Genomic DNA, 18,452 nt, shown 5'->3' with positions numbered 1-18,452 from the left:
GAACAAGTAGAAGAAATGCCTTCATTCCCTGGTGGCTCTAATGCCTTATTATCCTTCATTGCGGCTAATCTCAAATATCCTGTAGTTTCACAAGAAAATGGAATCCAAGGTAGGGTGATAGTAAAATTTGTTGTCGATAAAGATGGAAGAATTACAGATGTTGAGATTACAAGAAGTGTTGATCCTACTTTGGATAAAGAGGCTATGCGAATAGTCAAGGCTATGCCTAAATGGAAACCAGGGAAGCTTAAGGGAAACTGTGTTAGGGTGAAATATACTATCCCGATAGTCTTTGGGCTTTCATAAAATATTCGAGTTTATAACTCTCGATTTACTTAGGGATAAATGGCAATCTTGGAGGGGAAATATCCAAGATTGCCATTAGCCTTTTCCTTATAAATTATCATATAGAATCTTTATCCAACAAGAAATCAAATACGTCCATAAATACGATGCCGTCATCGTTTTGGTATTTCTTGATGAGGTCGCCTGTTATCACATACTTCATAAAACTATCGTCTATACGTAGCAAAGAGGCAAGTTCTTGTTTCGTCTTCTCCTTGTCTGGCAAACTGAGAGCCGACTGGATGTAGCAGCGTTTGTAGCCTTGGTTGCAAACAAAGTCAACTTCAAGCATCCGTCTCACTTTGGTTCCTTTTTCGTCCACGCCGTTGATTTCTACGTTGCCAATGTCCACACTATATCCACGGTAGCGAAGTTCATTATAGATGGCATTCTCCATCAGATGGGTTTTCTCTTGTTGGCGAAAGCCGAGAAGTGCATTGCGAATGCCTAAGTCAGAAAAATAATATTTCAATGGCGTTCCGATATACTTACGACCTTTTACGTCATAGCGATTGCATGGCTCAAGCAAGAACGCATCTGCAAGATATTCGATGTATTTCTTGATGGTTGCAGAGCTTATAGAGACATTCTTTACAGATTGGAAAGTGTTGGCAAGTCGTTGCGGATTGGTAAGTCCGCCAATTCCCGATGCGAGAATCTTGAATAAATCGTTGAGTTCTGCATCGTTCTTTATCTTGTTTCTGTTGATGACATCTATCATGTAAGTCTCAGTCAAGAGGCTGTTCAGAAGTCTCACTTTTTCTTCTTCTGTCTTTTGTAGAACAACAGGCGGAAGACCACCATAAAGCAAATATTCGTTCCAACCATCCTGCTTGTCGCCATCATATACGGTCATAAATTCAGCAAAGCTGAGTGGTGAAACGTGTATTTGGTATCCTCGTCCACGAAATTCGGTTATTATATCCTTGGATAGGAAGCGTGCATTGCTTCCCGTCACATAAACATCAGCATTGGGAATATGCAATAATCCATTTAGTACATCTTCAAACTCGTCAAGCATCTGTACCTCATCAAGCAGAATGTAATAAGGTTGGTCGTCAGCAATCTTCTCTTTTACATACTTATAAAACTTGTCAGGATTGCGAAACTCCTTGAATGCATAGTCATCGAATGCCATTTCTATGATGTGGTCGGGCATGACTCCATCGTCTTCAAGGAAACGCTTGAAGAGACGAAACAGCAGAAAGGATTTTCCGCAACGGCGCATACCGGTAATGATTTTTACCAGTCCATTATGGCGTGAACTAACCAACTCTTGTAGATATTTGTCTCTATTTACAATCATAACAGGAAAGATTTTTGCGGATTTCCGCATTTTTCTTTTGCAAAAATAATACTTTTATTAATTCTATGTAGAATTTTTGCGGATTTCCGCAGTTTTCTTTTGCAGAATTAACGATTACGGCTTGATATTTTAAGTTCGTTAACTTATAATGGTAAATACAGAATCATAAAACTATCGTCTATACGTAGCAAAGGTAGATATTTGTCTCTATCGGACTGAAAATCACAAAATTCCTATTGTTTTAAGGCGTTTTATCACAAAATTCCATGCTTTTCTCTCTTCGCTATCACATTATTCCCTATTCGTTATACTTTTTTAATCTCTCTTTTTATCCGATTTCAGAAAAAAGATGTACTTTTGCCGCTCAATTCATGAAAGACAGAAATTTGGTTATACAAAAACATTATTAAGGAAGCAAAGGACTTCTGTTATATTTTATAGTATGGACAAGAATGAGAGAATATATAACGAGCAAGAGATGCCCGCAGAAACGAAAAAGAATCATTCCGCTGATGCGGATAGAGTAAAGGAAGTATATAAGGTGACGATAGCGGGAAGCATCATCAATGTGGTGCTGCTTGTACTGAAGTTTGCTGCAGGTATTCTCGGACATTCGGCAGCCATGATAGCGGATGCCATCCACTCGCTTACCGATTTTGCCACCGATGTGGTGGTACTGGTATTCGTAAAACTGGGCAATAAGCCGAAGGATAAGGACCATGATTATGGGCATGGCAAATACGAGACGCTTGCCACAGCCATCATCGGTATTTCGCTCTTCGTGGTGGGTGTGATGATCTGTTATTCTGGCGTAACCAAGACTTATCGTGCCATCTGCGGCGAGACATTGCAACAGCCGGGCGTTGTAGCCTTGATTGCTGCCATCGTAAGTATCGTGATGAAGGAGTGGGCTTATCAGTTTACGGTTAAAGCCGGAAAGAAATATCATTCCGAGGCTGTAGTGGCGAATGCCTGGCATCATCGCAGCGATGCTTTATCGAGTATCGGAACGATGTTCGGTATTGGTGGCGCCATTATCCTGGGAGAAAAATGGGCGGTGCTCGATCCGCTGGCTGCCATCATCGTGAGTGCCTTCATCATCAAGGCAGCCTGGGGACTGGTGATGCAGTCTGTGAAAGAACTGACGGATGCCAGTCTTCCGGAAACTGAGGAAGATGAAATCCTGAAGATTGCAAATGAAGAGCAGGGAGTGGGAGAGATTCATAACCTGCGTACCCGTCGCATCGGAAACAAGATTGCGATAGAAATGCATGTCCGCATGCCGGGTTCTCTTTCGCTTTATGAGGCGCATGAGCATGCTACTCATATAGAAACAAAACTGAAGCAGCACTTCGGCGCAGATACCCATGTGGGAATCCATCTCGAACCGATAAAAGTGAACGGAAAATATCAGAAACCGGAATAACTGAAATAAAAGAAAATAGCCGGAATAAAAGGAAACGAGCCTTGACGGAAGGAAGAAACCTCCATCAAGGCTCGTTTTTTTATTTGATATCCGAATCGTGTTTCGGATATTTATCATCTTTTGGGATGATTATTATCTGATTATATTATCGGCCGAGATTTACGCTGGCTCCTGCCATAATCCACAAACCTGGCTGCTTAACAGCTGTGAGGTCGTAGTAGCGGTGGCAAGTGATGTTGTCGGCTTTCACGAAGATATTGTATTTCTTCTCGTCCCACATCAGTTTGCAATCTACCTTGGTATATGGATGATAGCCATTCATTCTCTGCTGCCATCTTACGCTCCACGAAGCTGAAAGCTTGTTCCAAATCTGATGATCCAGACCGAATACAGCCTTGTGCTTGAGATACTCCAATGCATAGAGTGATTTCAGAATGTTTGTCTCGGTCTTATGATCCTGATAGATGTAAGCATAACCCAACTTGATGCGGGTGATGAAACTGTTTGGTACCAATTCTCTCATGTAGATAGTAGCATCTACGTTGTAGCCCATGTTGTTGAGCTTTCCGATGTTCATCACGTGATACTTGCTGTCTTTCTGCTCGGTCACGGATGTCTGAACCCAGTCAATCATGTTGGTGCCGTGTGCGTAGAATCCGCTAACGGTTGCTGCAAAACCAGTCTGGCGATATTGCGTTCCCACCTTGAAGGTTGAGTTCTTCTCCGGGTTCAGGGTGAGGTCGCCCTGTTGCACCGCATTACTAATGTATAAGTCGGTGTAGGTAGGCATTCTCAAAGCCTTGTTCCAGGAAGCGTAGAACTTCCAGTTGTCGTTAGGACGATAACTCATATCCACACCAGGATAGAAACGGAAGTCGTTGTCAAGACCTGTATTCTTGTTAGCCAAGACACCAGCCGACAAGGTGAAACCGCCGAAGATGAAGTTGTGCTCCAGCATGATGTTGGTATTGGTGCGCTCGCCCTTTCGGGTATATTGACGGTCAGAACCTGAGATATCCTTATAGTCTTTCTCTGCGAGTTCCTCGCCCAATGCAGTAGAGTAGATGCACTCCTTGCTGATGTCGAAACCCACAGCGGTCTTACCCAATGCCCAAGCCACGTTGGCATTCAGTCCACCACCATAAACATCTAGGTCGTGATAGTTCTCGCCTGCTGCAGCTCCAGCCTTTCCACGAATCAGCTGATAGTGATCCTTGAATTTGTTATAATAGAATTGTGGAGCAATCTCCCAGGTCTTCTCCTGGTTGTGCAGACTCAGGTTGAGCGAAGCCAGACCATGGTCAGTCTTCTCATATTGGTTGTTATATTTAGCGCTGTAGAAAGTGTTGGCACCGTAGCTCTGGGTAGCAATACCCACCTGGGCGATGATGTCGAAACGCTGGTCGTAAGAGAAGGAGAGATTGCCGTAGCCCTGTCCCTTCTCGAAGTCGCTGTTCTCCGTGCCGCCATCCGAGCGCTTGTAGCCTCCGCTTACGGAATAAGCCTGGGTCCACTTGCCCGTTTCAAAAGCTGTTTGAATGCGTCCCTGTGCTCCGAAGCTTCCAAAGCTTCCGCCTTCTACACTTGCAGATACCCCCTCACTCTTAGCCTTCTTGGTTACGATGTTGATGGCACCATTGAAGGCTGAAGTTCCGAATACGCGCGATGCTGCCCCCTCGAGCACTTCGATGTGGTCGATGTCGGCAAGAGCTACAGGAAAATCAGAAGCATTGTGACCAGTCTGAGGATTGGAAATGTTGACGCCATTCAAGAGAATGGTAATCTGGTCAAAGGTTCCACCATTGATGGAGATATCCGTCTGAACACCAAAGCCACCACGCTGACGGACATCCACGCCGGTAGCTAATTTCAATACATCGTTGATAGTCTGCGCAGCCGCACGATGAATATCGTCGCGGGTAATGACAGACACAATCTTAGGTGACTGCTCTACAGTCATCGGCGCACGAGATCCGGTAACGCTCACCGCATCCAGCTCGTAAGCCTTTCCGCCCTTGTAGAGGGTAGAATCAACCTTGGCTCCCTCTGTGCTTACGCCTGCTGCCTTAGCATGGCTCAGGGTAGCAACGCTGAGTGCACCAACAAGTACCTCTCTTCCCAAAACTGCGAAGAGTGAGTAGTTCTTGTTAGAGAATCGGTTGAACTTCAAGCTGTTGCGCTTGTTGAAAATTGTTTTGTACATTAAATTAAATGTTTATAAATGAATAATAAATCGAAGCCTTCCGCCTTCCCGGCTTTCGGCATTCGGGGTGCAAAGGTACTGCCTTTTGGGCAACTGACAAAATAAAATGTGAATTATTTTTTCAACTGCCGATACAAAGTTAATGTAAATCAAGGTCGGTTTCCTACCTCACAAATCGTATTCAATTCAGCCTTCTTGTGGCATAAAAAAGTATTAATTAGGCATAATCCTCAATAGGGTGATGCGATTTTCTTAAAGAAACATTCGCTTTTTCAGATTATTCTTGTATCTTTGCAGTTGATATGGGCAGCATTCAGCAATCAGAATACTGCTGTCGCAATTTTATGGTAATTAGAAATTAAAAAGAAAGGAACAGATAAGATGGAAAAGATCAACGTAAAAGAACTGAATGACAACGTCTTCGAGACTATTGGTAAGGAGTGGATGCTGGTATGTGCCGGCAACAAGGATCATTTCAATATGATGACCGCCTCTTGGGGCTGTTTGGGATGGCTTTGGAACAAGCCGGTGGCTGTGGTCTTTATCCGTCCGGAGCGTTTCACCCACGGCATCATCGAGGAGAATGAATTCATGACTCTCTCTTTCCTCGGCAACAGCGAGGAGGCTCGGAAGATTTATAACTTCTGCGGCTCTAAGAGCGGACGCGATTTGGATAAGGTGAAGGAAACAGGACTGATTCCTGTAGAAACTGATAACGGCAGCATCGCCTTCGAGCAGTCACGACTCACCCTGGAATGCCGCAAACTTTATAAGGACAGTATGACCGCCGAGAAGTTCCTCGACAAGGACCTGCTCCAGTGGTATGGTGCCAAGGGTGGATTCCACGATGTTTATGTTGTGGAGATTACCAATGCTTATAAAAAATAAGAATTAAAATATGGCTCAAGAACAAACAGCAATTCGTGAACGCCAGAAAACCAGGTTCAAGGAGCCGGGGCGTTACGTGGTAATGATGTTCAACGACGACTTCACGCCGATGGACTTCGTGGTAGAAATCCTCGAATCTATCTTCTTCAAGTCGCAGGCTGAGGCTGAAGCAATCATGCTCAAGGTTCATCACGAAGAGAAAGCCGTGGTGGGCACCTACAGCTATGACATCGCCAAGAGTAAAGTGGAGAAAGCGATGGAGAAAGCCCGTACGCAGAAGTTTCCGCTTAAACTCACTTATATGCCGGAATAGGCGTTGATTTCGGGGAAATATCCCCAATATATGCTAAGAAAAAGAAAGGAAAGAATAGAATGGATAGTATGGGATTAACCCGATATATGAGTGTTCTGATGGACGATGCCATGAAGCAAGCCCGGTTCTTCGATCACGAGTTCGTGATGCCTGAGCACATGCTGCTGGCGTTGCTCAGGCAGTATGCATTCTGTCAGGCGCTGCAGGAAGAAGGCGTAGACAGCCTCAAGATGCACGAAGACTTGGTGGGATGGCTCGCCAAGCAGGAGCGTGTGCCTGAAACCATCAAATATCTGCCAGAGCCGTCATCGCTCTTCAAAACCATGTTTGGAACGGCGTGCGCCCTGGCTGCTGCTGCCGACAGGCAACTGGTGAATGTACCCCATTTTGTGCAGGCGATGTTTGGCTTGCAGAATTCAGAAGCCGCCTTCCTGCTGTGCAAGAATGTGGGCGACCGGCAGGGCGAGTTCCTGGCGAGCGTTGACAGTTATTATCCTATTGGAGAAGATACTGGAGAGGCTGGCATGGGCATGGGAGCAGACTTTGATGATGACGATTATGCCAACGAGTATGACGACGACGAGGAAGAAGGCAGAAGACAGGTTGTACAGGATTGGCATCAGCTGGTTACCTGTATTTCTGACAAGGTAGAAGAGCACAATCCGCTCATCGGAAGAGAACAGGAACTGGACAGAACCATCCAGGTGCTCTGCCGTGCCGAGAAGAACAATCCGCTCCACATCGGAGAAGCCGGAGTCGGCAAGACAGCTCTGGTCTATGGTCTCGCCAAACTCATCAACGAAAACCAGGTCCCTGAACGCCTCAAGGGGGCTCGCATCTACGGCATGGATATGGGACAGATGCTTGCCGGTGCCCAATATCGTGGCGACTTCGAGAAACGCATCAAGATGGTGATGGAGGGAGCCGTGAAGGAAGGCAATACCATTATCTACATCGATGAGATTCATAATATGATAGGTGCCGGTCGTGGCTCAGATGGCGGACCTGATGCATCCAATATGCTGAAGCAATATCTGGAGGCAGGTGATATCCGTTTCATCGGTTCTACCACCTACGAGGAATATAACCGTTACATGGCTCAGAGCAAGGGCATCGTGCGCCGGTTCCAGCAGATTGACATCAAGGAACCTACCGAGGAGGAGGCTATCAAAATATTGGAGGGCTTGCAGTATAAATACAATAAGTTCCACAATGTAACCTATCGCAAGGACGCCCTGGAATATGCCGTTCGTGCCAGCGCCAAATATATCAGCAACCGTTGTCTGCCAGACAAGGCCATCGACCTGATGGATGAGGCGGGTGCTTATCTGGAGGTGCATCCGGTAGAATCTCGCCAGCGCTCTTATGTTACCAAGTCTATCATCCAGCAGATTCTGATTAAAGTCTGCAAGATTGATGCGGCTGCGATGAAAGATGAGAATAACGATGCTCTGGCTACGCTCCGCCAGCGCATACTCGACAAGATTTACGGTCAGGACAAGGCTGTAGACAAGGTGGTTGAGGCTGTGATGATGGCAAAGGCGGGATTGACAGATGATGACAAACCATTGGCTTCGCTCCTCTTCGTGGGACCTACCGGAGTAGGAAAAACCGAGGTGGCACGACAGTTGGCCAAGGAACTCGGCATCGAACTGGTACGCTTCGATATGAGTGAATATACCGAGAAGCATACCGTGGCAAAACTCATCGGTTCGCCAGCCGGATACGTGGGTTATGAGGATGGAGGACTTCTGACCGATGCCATCCGCAAGACGCCAAACTGTGTACTCCTGCTCGACGAGATAGAGAAGGCGCATAGCGATATCTACAACATCCTGCTCCAGGTAATGGACTATGCCCGTCTGACTGATAACAAGGGCCAGAAGGCTGATTTCCGTAACGTGATTCTCATCATGACCTCAAATGCCGGAGCGCAATATGCTTCACGGGCTAGCGTAGGTTTCAATGGAAACGTAAGTCGTGGCGATGCGATGCTGGCACAGGTGAAGAAGACTTTCAAGCCTGAGTTTATCAACCGACTTTCCGACATGGTGGTGTTCAACGATATGGATAAGCACATGGCAGAGCTGATTCTTGCCAAGAAACTTCGTCAACTCGATGCGAAACTGGCAGCAAAGGGAGTTACCGTAACGTTAACCGATGCTGCGCGTGAACAGTTGCTGAAATGGGGTTTTACCAAGGAATATGGTGCCCGCGAGATGGACCGTGTCATCGGTAACCGCCTGAAACCGATCCTGATGAAGGCGCTGCTCTTCGGCAAACTCAAGAAGGGTGGCAAGGCGCATGTCGACTTTGACGGAAAGGAACTGGTGATTAATTATTAGAATGAAAGTCTAGTCAAGAATATTCTTGATAAAAGATAAGCGTATGATATTACAGATAGATGATACTGCGGACGAGATTTACTTTCCCGATCCGCATTATGGCGATGAGGATGGATGCTTTGCGATTGGTGGCGATTTGAGTATCGACCGCCTGTTGCTGGCTTATAGCAATGGCATCTTTCCCTGGTATAGTTTCCGTGACCAGCCTAAAATACTCTGGTTCTGTCCGATGAAGCGTTTCGTCATCTTCCCTGATGAAATCCACATCAGTCATTCCATGCGTACCCTGATGAGAAAGAACCGGTACAGCGTAGGAATCAACGAAGATTTCGATGGTGTGATACGGGGATGCAGCAAGACCAACGGACGGTATTGGGAAGATGGCGCATGGCTGGGCGAGAACATCATCCAGGCATTTACTGCCCTCCATAAGCAGGGCTTTGCGGCGAGCGTAGAGGTATGGGATAATGAAACCGATGAACTGGTGGGGGGACTTTATGGTGTCACCATCGGCAAGGTTTTTATAGGAGAAAGCATGTTCTCCAGGGTTCCGTCAGCTTCTAAGATTGCCCTCATCTTCCTTGCCAGATACTTGCAGGAGCACGGTGGCAAGATGATAGATTGTCAGTTGGAGACTCCTCATCTCAAATCGATGGGTGGCAGATATATTTCTTACGAGGAATATATGAAGATTATGAACGAAGAATAAGGAGGGTGTGTCATAAGTCTGTGACGCACCCCTTTTTATTTTTTGCCTTTTCACAGATACGAAATCTTTAAAAAACATTTTTATTTACAACAAAGCCCAAACTTTCACAAGCTCGGGCTTTGCCTTTCCGCAAAAGATTTGTATCTTTGCAGAAAACTTCTTTAAGTATGGCAAAGATACAAATAAAATCTGAAACTCGGCACGAATTGAGCTTTTTTCCTAACTCTTTCGATGATTATGTGCCAAAAGACAGCAAAGTTCGTATGGTGGATCGTATTGTTCGCAGTATGGACATCAACCCTCTCATGGATACCTATGATGGGATTGGTGCTCCTCCTTACAGTCCGAAGATGCTTCTAAGTTTAGTTGTTTTTGCCTATATCAATGGCGTTTATTCCTGTCGTGGCATAGCGGACGCACTTAAATACGATGTTCGCTATATGTGGATTTGTGGAGGTAAGCAATTATCTTTCGCAACAATCAACCGCTTTAGATCCAATCATATGATTAAATGCATCGACTTTTATTTTGATGCAGTCGTCTCCATATTGGTTGAAAAGGGCGTGATTAGTCTGGAGGAACAATATGTTGATGGCACTAAGATAGAGTCGAAAGCAAACAAGTACACGTTTGTATGGAAGAAGACTGTGGAAAAGAACAGGGCTAAGCTCTTGGAAAAGACCTCTGCTGCATTGGCTCAGATAAAAGAACAAATTCGCCTGAATGGCGGGAGTGACATTAAGGAAGAAGACAGCGAGCCAGCCACTTCCGCCAAGGATGTAGAGAGAAGTGCACGTTTGTGTGAGAGGCAAGCTAAGAACCTTCCTAAGGCAAAGCTTACAGGAAGAGAGAAGCAAAAGCTAAATACTCAGATAGATCACTTGTTCAAAGCCTCGGACAAACTGTGCGAGTATGAAAAATCACTGGATATACTGGGCGAGAGAAACAGTTACTCCAAGACTGATCCCGATGCGACCTTCATGCGCCTCAAGGAAGATGCCATGAACAATGGGCAGACAAAGCCTGCCTATAACCTTCAAATTGCGACAGAGAATCAATATTGGACGAATTTCGCCCTTTATCCCAATCCAACAGACACCCTGACCTTCAAGCCTTTTTTGGATAAGTACAAGAAAAGATATGGAAAGCAATCCAAGAGCGTCACCGCAGACTCAGGGTATGGCTCGGAGGAGAACTACGAGTACCTAGAGATGGAAGAAATGATGGGTTATGTAAAGTACAACTGGTTTCACAAGGAACAGCATAAGCCTTTCAAGGAGGATGCCTTCAACCAAGCGAACTTCTACTACAACAGGGATGATGACTATTATGTCTGCCCCATGGGACAACACATGGAACCTTGTGGACAACGGCAAACGAAAAGTGACTCCGGCTATGTGTCTGTCATTACATTATATAGAGCACAACGATGTGATGGATGTCCGCTTGGAAGTCTCTGCAAGAAATCCAAAGGCAACAGAACCATATATGTCAACCATAAACTGAATGCATATAAAAAGGAAGCCTTCCTGCTACTAACGTCTGAAGAGGGCTTGAAACACAGAAGCCAGCGACCGATAGAGCCGGAAGCTGTATTTGGGCAGATGAAGGCAGATATGCATTATAAGCGATTCAGGCATTTTGGAATGGACAAGGTTTACATGGATCTAGGATTGTTCGGAATGGGATTCAATTTGAAGAAATATTTGGGTATAAAACGATAAAACTCAATTTTGGTTGTTTTATCGTCAGGGATAACTATGCCCTTTTGTGGGCTTTGGGGCTGTTTTGTTATCGATAAAACAAGAAAAGTAAAGTTTCTATACAATATAATAAGATTCCCTTTGTGAAGAAAGACTACGATTCAACTAGAATATATAGAAACACACACAAAAAAAGGGTGCGTCACAGACTTATGACACACCCTCTCTTTTGAATAAAAAATAAAGGCTAGGTTCCCAGAATCGTGAACCTAGCCTTTGTTATTATCTGGCTTTTTGCTTTTTATTAGAATATCGGTGTGCCGATGCAGCCGTTTGGTGCCTGAATATGCAGCATCGCACAAACGGTAGCGGCAATATCTGTCATATAGTGAGGCTGGGCACTCTCGCCATGCTGGATGCCCCAACCCATAAACAGGCAAGGAATATGGATATCGTATGGATTCCATGCTCCGTGGGTAGTTCCCTTGCTGCTGTAATAATCGTAGTGACCTGGTTTCAGTACAATCTGAACACCTCCGCTGCGCTCACGGTTATAACCGTTAATGGCGCGGAACTTCAGCTCTTCAGGGATGCTCTCGATAGAGGTCTTCTCCATGTCGAAGGCATAGTGCACATCCTTGTCTTTCTTCAATCTATCTACCACTGCCTGCTTGATGGCTGCGTAATCCAAACCGAGTTCTTCGATGATATCTGTGTTGAAGAATACCTGATAGTTCATAATGGTCTTTACTAGGTCCTTGTTGGTGTTGAACTTTGTCTTCAGATTCTTGTTCAATTCATCTACCAGTCCCTTCTTGTTCCAGATGCCAGCAGGGATTCGTTGATCCTGCAGGAAGGTAGCGTTGTTCACGCCTCCATGGTCGGCGGTGAGGAAGGTGAGATAGTTTCCCTTGCCCACGGTCTGGTCGAGATAAGCGAAGAAATCTGCCAATGCCTTATCTAATCTGAGATAGCAATCTTCTGTTTCGATGGCGTTCACGCCCACCTGATGTCCGATGTAGTCGGTGCTGGAGCAGCTGATGGTCAGCAGGTCAGTATCTGTGTTTCTACCCAGGTTCTCGCCCTCGATGGCAGCCTTGGCAATATCGAAAGTCAGATTGCAGCCGAATGGGGTGTTGCGGAGAATCTTATAACCATGCTTTTTATATAAGGTAGGCAGATCGAGTGGCAATACTGCCTTTTCGCCTTCAACAATTCCATTCTCGTAGTTGGTGTCATCGCTGGTGCTCTCCTTGTAGGAATCGATAGGGTAGAGCGTCTCCCATTTCTGTGAAAGATACTTGTTTGGGAGTTTCTGCTTGTTGAACTTGTTCACCCACTCAGGCAACTTATCCATATAGAAAGTACTGGTGATGAACTTGCCCGACTTGTCATCAAACCAGAAAGCGCCATTGGCGTGATGGCCTGCAGGGAGGATGGATGCTCTGTCTTTCAAGGCTACACCAATCACCTTAGAGCGGTTGTTGGTAGCCAGACGGAGTTCATCGCCGATGGTGGTTACCCACAGATTGCGAGGCGACATCTTGCCAGCCTTGCTGTCAGAACCTACAGGGTTGACGGTATCGTCGGCAGTACAATTCACTACCTTTCCATCCTTCACGAAGTTATTTCCTGCAATTCCGTGGATGGAAGGAACGGAACCGGTCCAGATAGAAGAGTGGCCGATGGCTGTAACCGAAGGGATGTAAGGAATCTTGCAGTTTTCTACGCAGAATCCTTCTCCGAGCATTCTCTTGAATCCGCCTTCGCCGTAGCGGGCGTAGTAGCGATAGAGATAATCCCATCGCATCTGGTCGATAACGATGCCTACAACGAGCTTAGGACGTTGAGGCTGAGCCTGTGCAATGCCGCAGAAGCAGCAGAGCACGAAGATGAGTTTGATAATCTTATTCATAGTCAAAATGTCTTTTTTATACATAACCATTCAGTATTGTATATTAAAATTCGGTTGCAAAGATACAACTTATTTTGGTATTTAACGATAAAAAAGACGATTTTTACCCAAACTTCTCATGGCGTTCAATACAGCCAGTACCGTAACACCTACATCGGCAAAGACTGCCATCCACATGGTGCCGAGACCAATGGTGGCGAGAATCAGTACGGCAATCTTTACTCCGATGGCAAATATCACGTTCTCGTGAGCGATATGAATGGTTCTTCTGGCTATCTTTACGGCAAGGGCAATCTTTCTAGGATCATCATCCATCAGTACTACATCGGCAGCTTCGATGGCTGCATCGCTACCCAATCCACCCATGGCAATGCCCACATCGGCACGCTTCAATACAGGAGCATCGTTGATGCCATCGCCTACATAAGCGAGCGTCTTGCCTGCTGGTTTTGTCTTCAGCAGTTGTTCTACATGCGAAACCTTGTCGGTTGGCAGCAGTTCTGCGCGGCACTCGTCCAGTCCCAGTTTGTGGGCTACATCTTCTCCCACTTCTCTGCGGTCGCCCGTCAGCATTACCGTTTTCTCTACTCCAAGTTCTTTCAGCTCTCTGATGGCATGGGCGCTTCCTCCCTTAAGGGTGTCGTTGATCACAATATGTCCCGCATACTTGCCATCAATGGCGACGTGGATGATGGTTCCCACCTGGTTGCAGTCGTGCCATTGGGCACCGATGCATTCCATCATCTTCTTGTTGCCCACGCAAACCACCTTGCCGTTCACTTTTGCACGGATACCCTGTCCTGCAATCTCCTCTACATCGGTCACCTCGCAGCCATCCGTTGCTTCTTGCGGGAAGGCAGTACGCAGGGCTGCGCCGATAGGGTGGGTAGTGAAATGCTCGGCATGAGCTGCCAGATGCAGCAGGATTTTCTCCTTGTCAGAATATTCGCCAATATGTACATTATCTGCATCGTGGGATGAATGATCTGGGCAGGAACTGTCAGCATGAACAGCTGCTACGGCAAACTCTCCGTGGGTCAGAGTTCCGGTTTTGTCGAACACAACGGTTCCCACCTTGGCTAAAGCATCCATATAGTTGCTGCCCTTGATGAGAATACCGTTCCGGGATGCTCCGCCGATGCCGCCAAAGAAGGTGAGGGGCACGCTGATGACCAGGGCGCAAGGACAGGAAACTACCAGGAATATCAAGGCGCGGTTGAGCCATAATGGGAAGTTCTCGCCAAAGGTTCCTTCACCTACGATTCCTGTTGCTGCCAGGAATGGAGGAATAACCGCCAGGGCAATGGCTGCGAAAACAACGATAGGAGTATAGACTCGGGCGAAACGGGTGATGAAAGCCTCGCTCTTCGACTTGTTCTTGTCTGCACTCTCTACCAGCGCAATAATCTTGGATACGGTACTCTCGCCAAAACTCTTGGTGGTGCGTACACGAACTACTCCTGAAAGGTTGATGCAACCGGACATGATAGTATCGCCTTCATTCAAATCCCGTGGCATACTCTCACCTGTCAGGGCAATGGTATTCAAGGCTGAGCTTCCCTCAACAACAATACCATCCAATGGAACTTTCTCTCCCGGACGGATTACGATAGTTTCTCCAATTCTTACATCTTCAGGCGAAACGGCCTCTACCTTTCCGTTTCTTTCAACATTCGCCACGTCTGGTCGGATATTCATCAGATGCGAAATACTGTCACGGCTCTTTCCTTCCGCATATCCTTCGAAGAGTTCGCCCACCTGAAAGAAGAGCATCACAAAGACTGCCTCCGGGAATTCTGTATCTGATCCTGGGAAGAATCCGATGCAAAGTGCTCCGATGGTTGCAATAGCCATCAGAAAGTTTTCGTTAAACATATCGCCCTTGGCAATACCTTCTGCAGTTTCGCCCAGCGTCTCATGTCCTATCAATAAATAAGGAATGAGATAGACGAGGAGTAACTGCCAGGTAGCCAGACTGTATTCCTTTTCGATGAAAACAGCGATAATCAGGAGGATGATGGTTGCTCCAATCAGAAAGAGTTTGGATTTCAAACTGCCTTCTTCATGGTGATGGTGGTGGCAACCGCACCCCTGGTGCTCATGTTCTTCTGTGCCGCATGAGCAATCATGATTGTGCTCATGATGATGTTCGTGAGAAAGTTTCATTTCTTCCATAATTTTACAATACTTTTAGTTCTATATAACCAGGAACATTCAGTTCCTTTTTCTATTTCGGTTGCAAAATTACGAAAAGGTTTCTGCAACTTGGTTGCAAAAGCTCCAGTTGCCCTCTTTTTCTTGCCGGATAAGTTCTGTGCAAAAAGAAAAACAGCGGCCCACGATTGCTCGTAAGTCGCTGTAATAGAAGCGTGGACCAGCTAGGGCTTGAACCTAGGACCTCCAGATTATGAGTCTGTTGCTCTAACCAACTGAGCTACAAGTCCATTGAATTTTTATCAAATTCGAGTGCAAAGATACTAGATTTTGGGCAAATAACCAAATAAAATCTTAAAAATTTTCTTAGAATCAGAAAAATAGCGTATCTTTGCACCAAATTATGTGCGCACACGTGCGTATGTACTTATTAATCGTACAAAAAAGAATTTCTATTCAGAAATGGACATAGACAAAAATAGAAGAATCGGTCTTACCGATGAACAAGTTAAACAGAGTAGGGAACAGCATGGCAAGAACGTGCTCACCCCTCCTCAACGTACTTCATTATGGAAACTGTATTTGGATAAATATCGCGACCCGATTATCCAGATACTTCTTGTGGCGGCTTTCGTATCCCTCATCCTTGCTTTTATCGAAAAGAATTTCATGGAGACCATCGGTATCTTCGTGGCTGTTTTTCTTGCTACTACCGTAGGTTTCTATTTTGAGCGCGATGCTGCCAAGAAGTTTAATCTGCTCACGGCGCTCAGCGAAGAACAGCCGGTTAAGGTGCGCCGCAATGGTAAGGTGATGGAGATTCCGCGCCACGATGTGGTGGTGGGAGATGTTGTGCTCGTGGAAGTGGGCGACGAGGTGCCTGCCGATGGAGAACTCATCGTCTGCAACGACCTGCAGATTAATGAATCTGCCCTTACGGGCGAACCTGTTGCCGAGAAATCTCTGGAAGGCGGTGGCGATGGAGCCTATCCTCGCAACGTCATCCTCCGTTCTACCATGGTGATGAATGGCAGGGGCGAGTTCGTGGTTACTGCCGTGGGCGATGCTACCGAGATTGGTAAGGTGGCGAAGAAATCTACTGAGCAGACTTCGGTGGAGACACCGCTTCACATGCAGCTCGATAAGTTGGCGAAGATGATTTCCAAGGTGGGCTCCGTAGTATCTGTGGCAGCCTTCTTCATCTTCCTGATTCACGATATCCTCACCAACCCGGCATGGGGCGGCAAGGATTATTTCTATATGGCAGAAATTGTGCTGAAATACTTCATGATGGCTGTTACCCTGATTGTGATGGCGGTGCCGGAGGGATTGCCGATGGCGATTACCCTTTCTCTGGCACTCAACATGCGAAGAATGCTGAAGTCGAACAATCTGGTGCGCAAGCTTCATGCCTGCGAAACCATGGGCGCCGTTACCGTGATCTGTACCGATAAAACCGGTACGCTTACCCAGAACAAGATGCAGGTGAGCGCCCTGGAACTCAAGCAGGGCGATGAGGTGCAGCTCGATACTGCCATCGCCCTCAACTCTACAGCCGAGTTGAATGACGGCAAACCTATCGGAAACCCTACCGAGTCGGCTCTCCTGCTCTGGCTCGATGCCCAGGGCAAGGATTATGAAGAACTCCGCAAGCAGGTGAACGTGCTCAAGCAGTTGCCTTTCTCTACCGAGAGAAAGATGATGGCAACCTTGGCAGAAGTTGATGGCGAGACCTATCTCTTCGTGAAGGGTGCGCCTGAAATCGTGATGAAGAAATGCATCATCGAAGATAGAATGCTGAGACAGTCAGCCGAAGAACTCGATGAGTGGCAGCATAAGGCAATGAGAACCCTGGCGTTCGCCTATAAGAAGATAGAAGCTTCTATCATGAGAACTTCCAGAACCTCTACTGCCGAAGTGGTAGCACTTCTCGATGCCAACGACCTTCAGTTGCAGGCCATTGCAGCCATTGCCGATCCTATCCGTCCGGATGTTCCTGCCGCCGTGCAGGAGTGCCGCCATGCGGGTATCGAGGTGAAGGTGGTTACGGGTGATACGGCTGCCACCGCCTTGGAGATAGGTAAGCAGATAGGTGTCTTCGAAGATGAACCTGAGAATATCGGAGCAGATGGCTCTCTGACCTCGCTCGACCAGCAGATGATTACGGGCGAACAGTGGGAGGCACTTTCTGACGAAGAGGCTTACGAACGGGCGAAGGATATCCGTGTGATGAGCCGTGCCCGTCCTACCGATAAGCAGCGACTGGTGGCGATGCTCCAGAAGCGTGGCGAGGTGGTTGCCGTAACAGGTGATGGTACCAACGATGCTCCGGCGCTTCACTATGCTCACGTGGGCTTGTCGCTGGGTTCGGGAACTTCCGTGGCTAAGGAGGCTTCGGATATGACCCTGCTCGATGATTCCTTCAAGTCTATCGCCAACGCCGTGATGTGGGGACGCTCGCTCTATCGCAACCTGCAGCGTTTCCTCTTCTTCCAGTTGGTAGTAAACGTGGCAGCCCTCCTGCTGGTGCTTGGCGGATCTGTTATCGGAACTGAAATGCCGTTGACGGTAACCCAGATTCTCTGGGTGAACCTTATCATGGATACCTTTGCAGCCCTGGCACTCGCCTCATTGCCTCCATCTCACGAGGTGATGAAGGATAAGCCACGCAAGGCATCCGATTTCATTATCAACAAGAGCATCGGTTTCGGCATTCTGTTCTGCGGCATCGTCTTCTTCCTCGTTATGTTTGCCCTGCTGGTTTACTGCGAGCGCAGAGGCAAGGGTGGAGTAGATGTGCATGAACTGACCATGTTCTTCACCACCTTCGTGATGATCCAGTTCTGGAACCTCTTCAATGCCAAGGCACTGATGAGTCATCACACCGCCTTCCGCCATTTCCTGAAGGATAAGGGAATGATTCTGGTGCTTGTACTGGTATTGGTGGGTCAGTGGATTATCGTAACCTTTGGTGGCGAAATGTTCCGCACCACACCATTGTCGCTCCACGAGTGGCTGCTCATCATCGGCTCAACCTCCGTTGTACTTTGGGCGGGCGAGCTGTGGAGAACTTTTAAGAGAATGATAGCAAAGAGAAGATAATCCATCAGAGTTCTTCTTCTGATATGAATGTTAAAGTCAGTCC

General features: G+C 46.8%; 11 protein-coding genes, 1 tRNA gene and 1 pseudogene. 8 read left to right on the top strand and 5 right to left on the bottom strand.

Annotated elements, in window-relative coordinates:
• Positions 1-306: pseudogene (locus tag ONT08_RS05360) on the top strand (energy transducer TonB); the annotation flags it as partial.
• Positions 307-403: 97 nt separating this feature from the next.
• Here ONT08_RS05360 and ONT08_RS05355 read toward each other — a convergent pair.
• On the bottom strand, positions 404-1,651 hold the full coding sequence (locus tag ONT08_RS05355) for an ATP-binding protein (RefSeq protein WP_235390668.1): 1,248 nt from the start codon (positions 1,649-1,651) through the stop codon (positions 404-406).
• 442 nt (positions 1,652-2,093) lie between these two features.
• Between ONT08_RS05355 and ONT08_RS05350 the strand changes: the two genes are divergently transcribed.
• Positions 2,094-3,077 (top strand): cation diffusion facilitator family transporter, encoded by a 984-nt coding sequence (locus ONT08_RS05350; protein ID WP_418323665.1) that lies wholly within the window; start codon positions 2,094-2,096, stop codon positions 3,075-3,077.
• Positions 3,078-3,222: 145 nt separating this feature from the next.
• On the opposite strand, the gene ONT08_RS05345 is transcribed toward ONT08_RS05350, so the two are convergent.
• On the bottom strand, positions 3,223-5,280 hold the full coding sequence (locus ONT08_RS05345) for a TonB-dependent receptor plug domain-containing protein (protein WP_264959411.1): 2,058 nt from the start codon (positions 5,278-5,280) through the stop codon (positions 3,223-3,225).
• A 381-nt stretch (positions 5,281-5,661) separates the two neighbouring features.
• Here ONT08_RS05345 and ONT08_RS05340 point away from each other — a divergent pair, with 381 nt between their 5' ends.
• The 5 genes from ONT08_RS05340 (at position 5,662) to ONT08_RS05320 (ending at position 11,259) form a co-directional block, all read left to right on the top strand.
• Positions 5,662-6,168 (top strand): flavin reductase, encoded by a 507-nt coding sequence (locus ONT08_RS05340; RefSeq protein ID WP_006849242.1) that lies wholly within the window; start codon positions 5,662-5,664, stop codon positions 6,166-6,168.
• A 10-nt stretch (positions 6,169-6,178) separates the two neighbouring features.
• Entirely contained in the window at positions 6,179-6,481 is a 303-nt protein-coding gene (locus ONT08_RS05335) for an ATP-dependent Clp protease adaptor ClpS (RefSeq protein WP_117729418.1), read from the top strand.
• A 110-nt stretch (positions 6,482-6,591) separates the two neighbouring features.
• Positions 6,592-8,826, top strand: a complete 2,235-nt coding sequence (locus ONT08_RS05330; protein ID WP_437183621.1) for an AAA family ATPase — start codon at positions 6,592-6,594, stop codon at positions 8,824-8,826.
• Between the two features lie 43 nt (positions 8,827-8,869).
• On the top strand, positions 8,870-9,535 hold the full coding sequence (gene aat, locus ONT08_RS05325) for a leucyl/phenylalanyl-tRNA--protein transferase (RefSeq protein ID WP_264959410.1): 666 nt from the start codon (positions 8,870-8,872) through the stop codon (positions 9,533-9,535).
• 167 nt (positions 9,536-9,702) lie between these two features.
• On the top strand, positions 9,703-11,259 hold the full coding sequence (locus ONT08_RS05320; protein WP_118200255.1) for an IS1182 family transposase: 1,557 nt from the start codon (positions 9,703-9,705) through the stop codon (positions 11,257-11,259).
• Positions 11,260-11,542: 283 nt separating this feature from the next.
• Here ONT08_RS05320 and pafA read toward each other — a convergent pair whose 3' ends face one another.
• From pafA to ONT08_RS05305, 3 genes are all read right to left on the bottom strand, one after another.
• Positions 11,543-13,153 (bottom strand): alkaline phosphatase PafA, encoded by a 1,611-nt coding sequence (gene pafA, locus ONT08_RS05315; RefSeq protein ID WP_264959409.1) that lies wholly within the window; start codon positions 13,151-13,153, stop codon positions 11,543-11,545.
• Positions 13,154-13,234: 81 nt separating this feature from the next.
• Positions 13,235-15,205, bottom strand: a complete 1,971-nt coding sequence (locus ONT08_RS05310; RefSeq protein ID WP_437183622.1) for a heavy metal translocating P-type ATPase — start codon at positions 15,203-15,205, stop codon at positions 13,235-13,237.
• Between the two features lie 318 nt (positions 15,206-15,523).
• Positions 15,524-15,597 (bottom strand) — tRNA-Ile (locus ONT08_RS05305).
• A gap of 172 nt (positions 15,598-15,769) precedes the next feature.
• Between ONT08_RS05305 and ONT08_RS05300 the strand changes: the two genes are divergently transcribed.
• Positions 15,770-18,409 carry a calcium-translocating P-type ATPase, PMCA-type gene (locus ONT08_RS05300; protein ID WP_264959407.1) on the top strand — a complete coding sequence of 880 codons (2,640 nt, stop codon included), beginning with the start codon at positions 15,770-15,772 and terminating at the stop codon, positions 18,407-18,409.
• Positions 18,410-18,452 lie beyond the last annotated feature (43 nt).

Origin of the sequence: Segatella copri, assembly GCF_026015465.1 — a bacterium.
Lineage (GTDB): Bacteria > Bacteroidota > Bacteroidia > Bacteroidales > Bacteroidaceae > Prevotella > Prevotella copri_E.
Note: the sequence above shows the minus strand (reverse complement) of the source record. Positions and strands in the feature narration are given on the sequence as shown.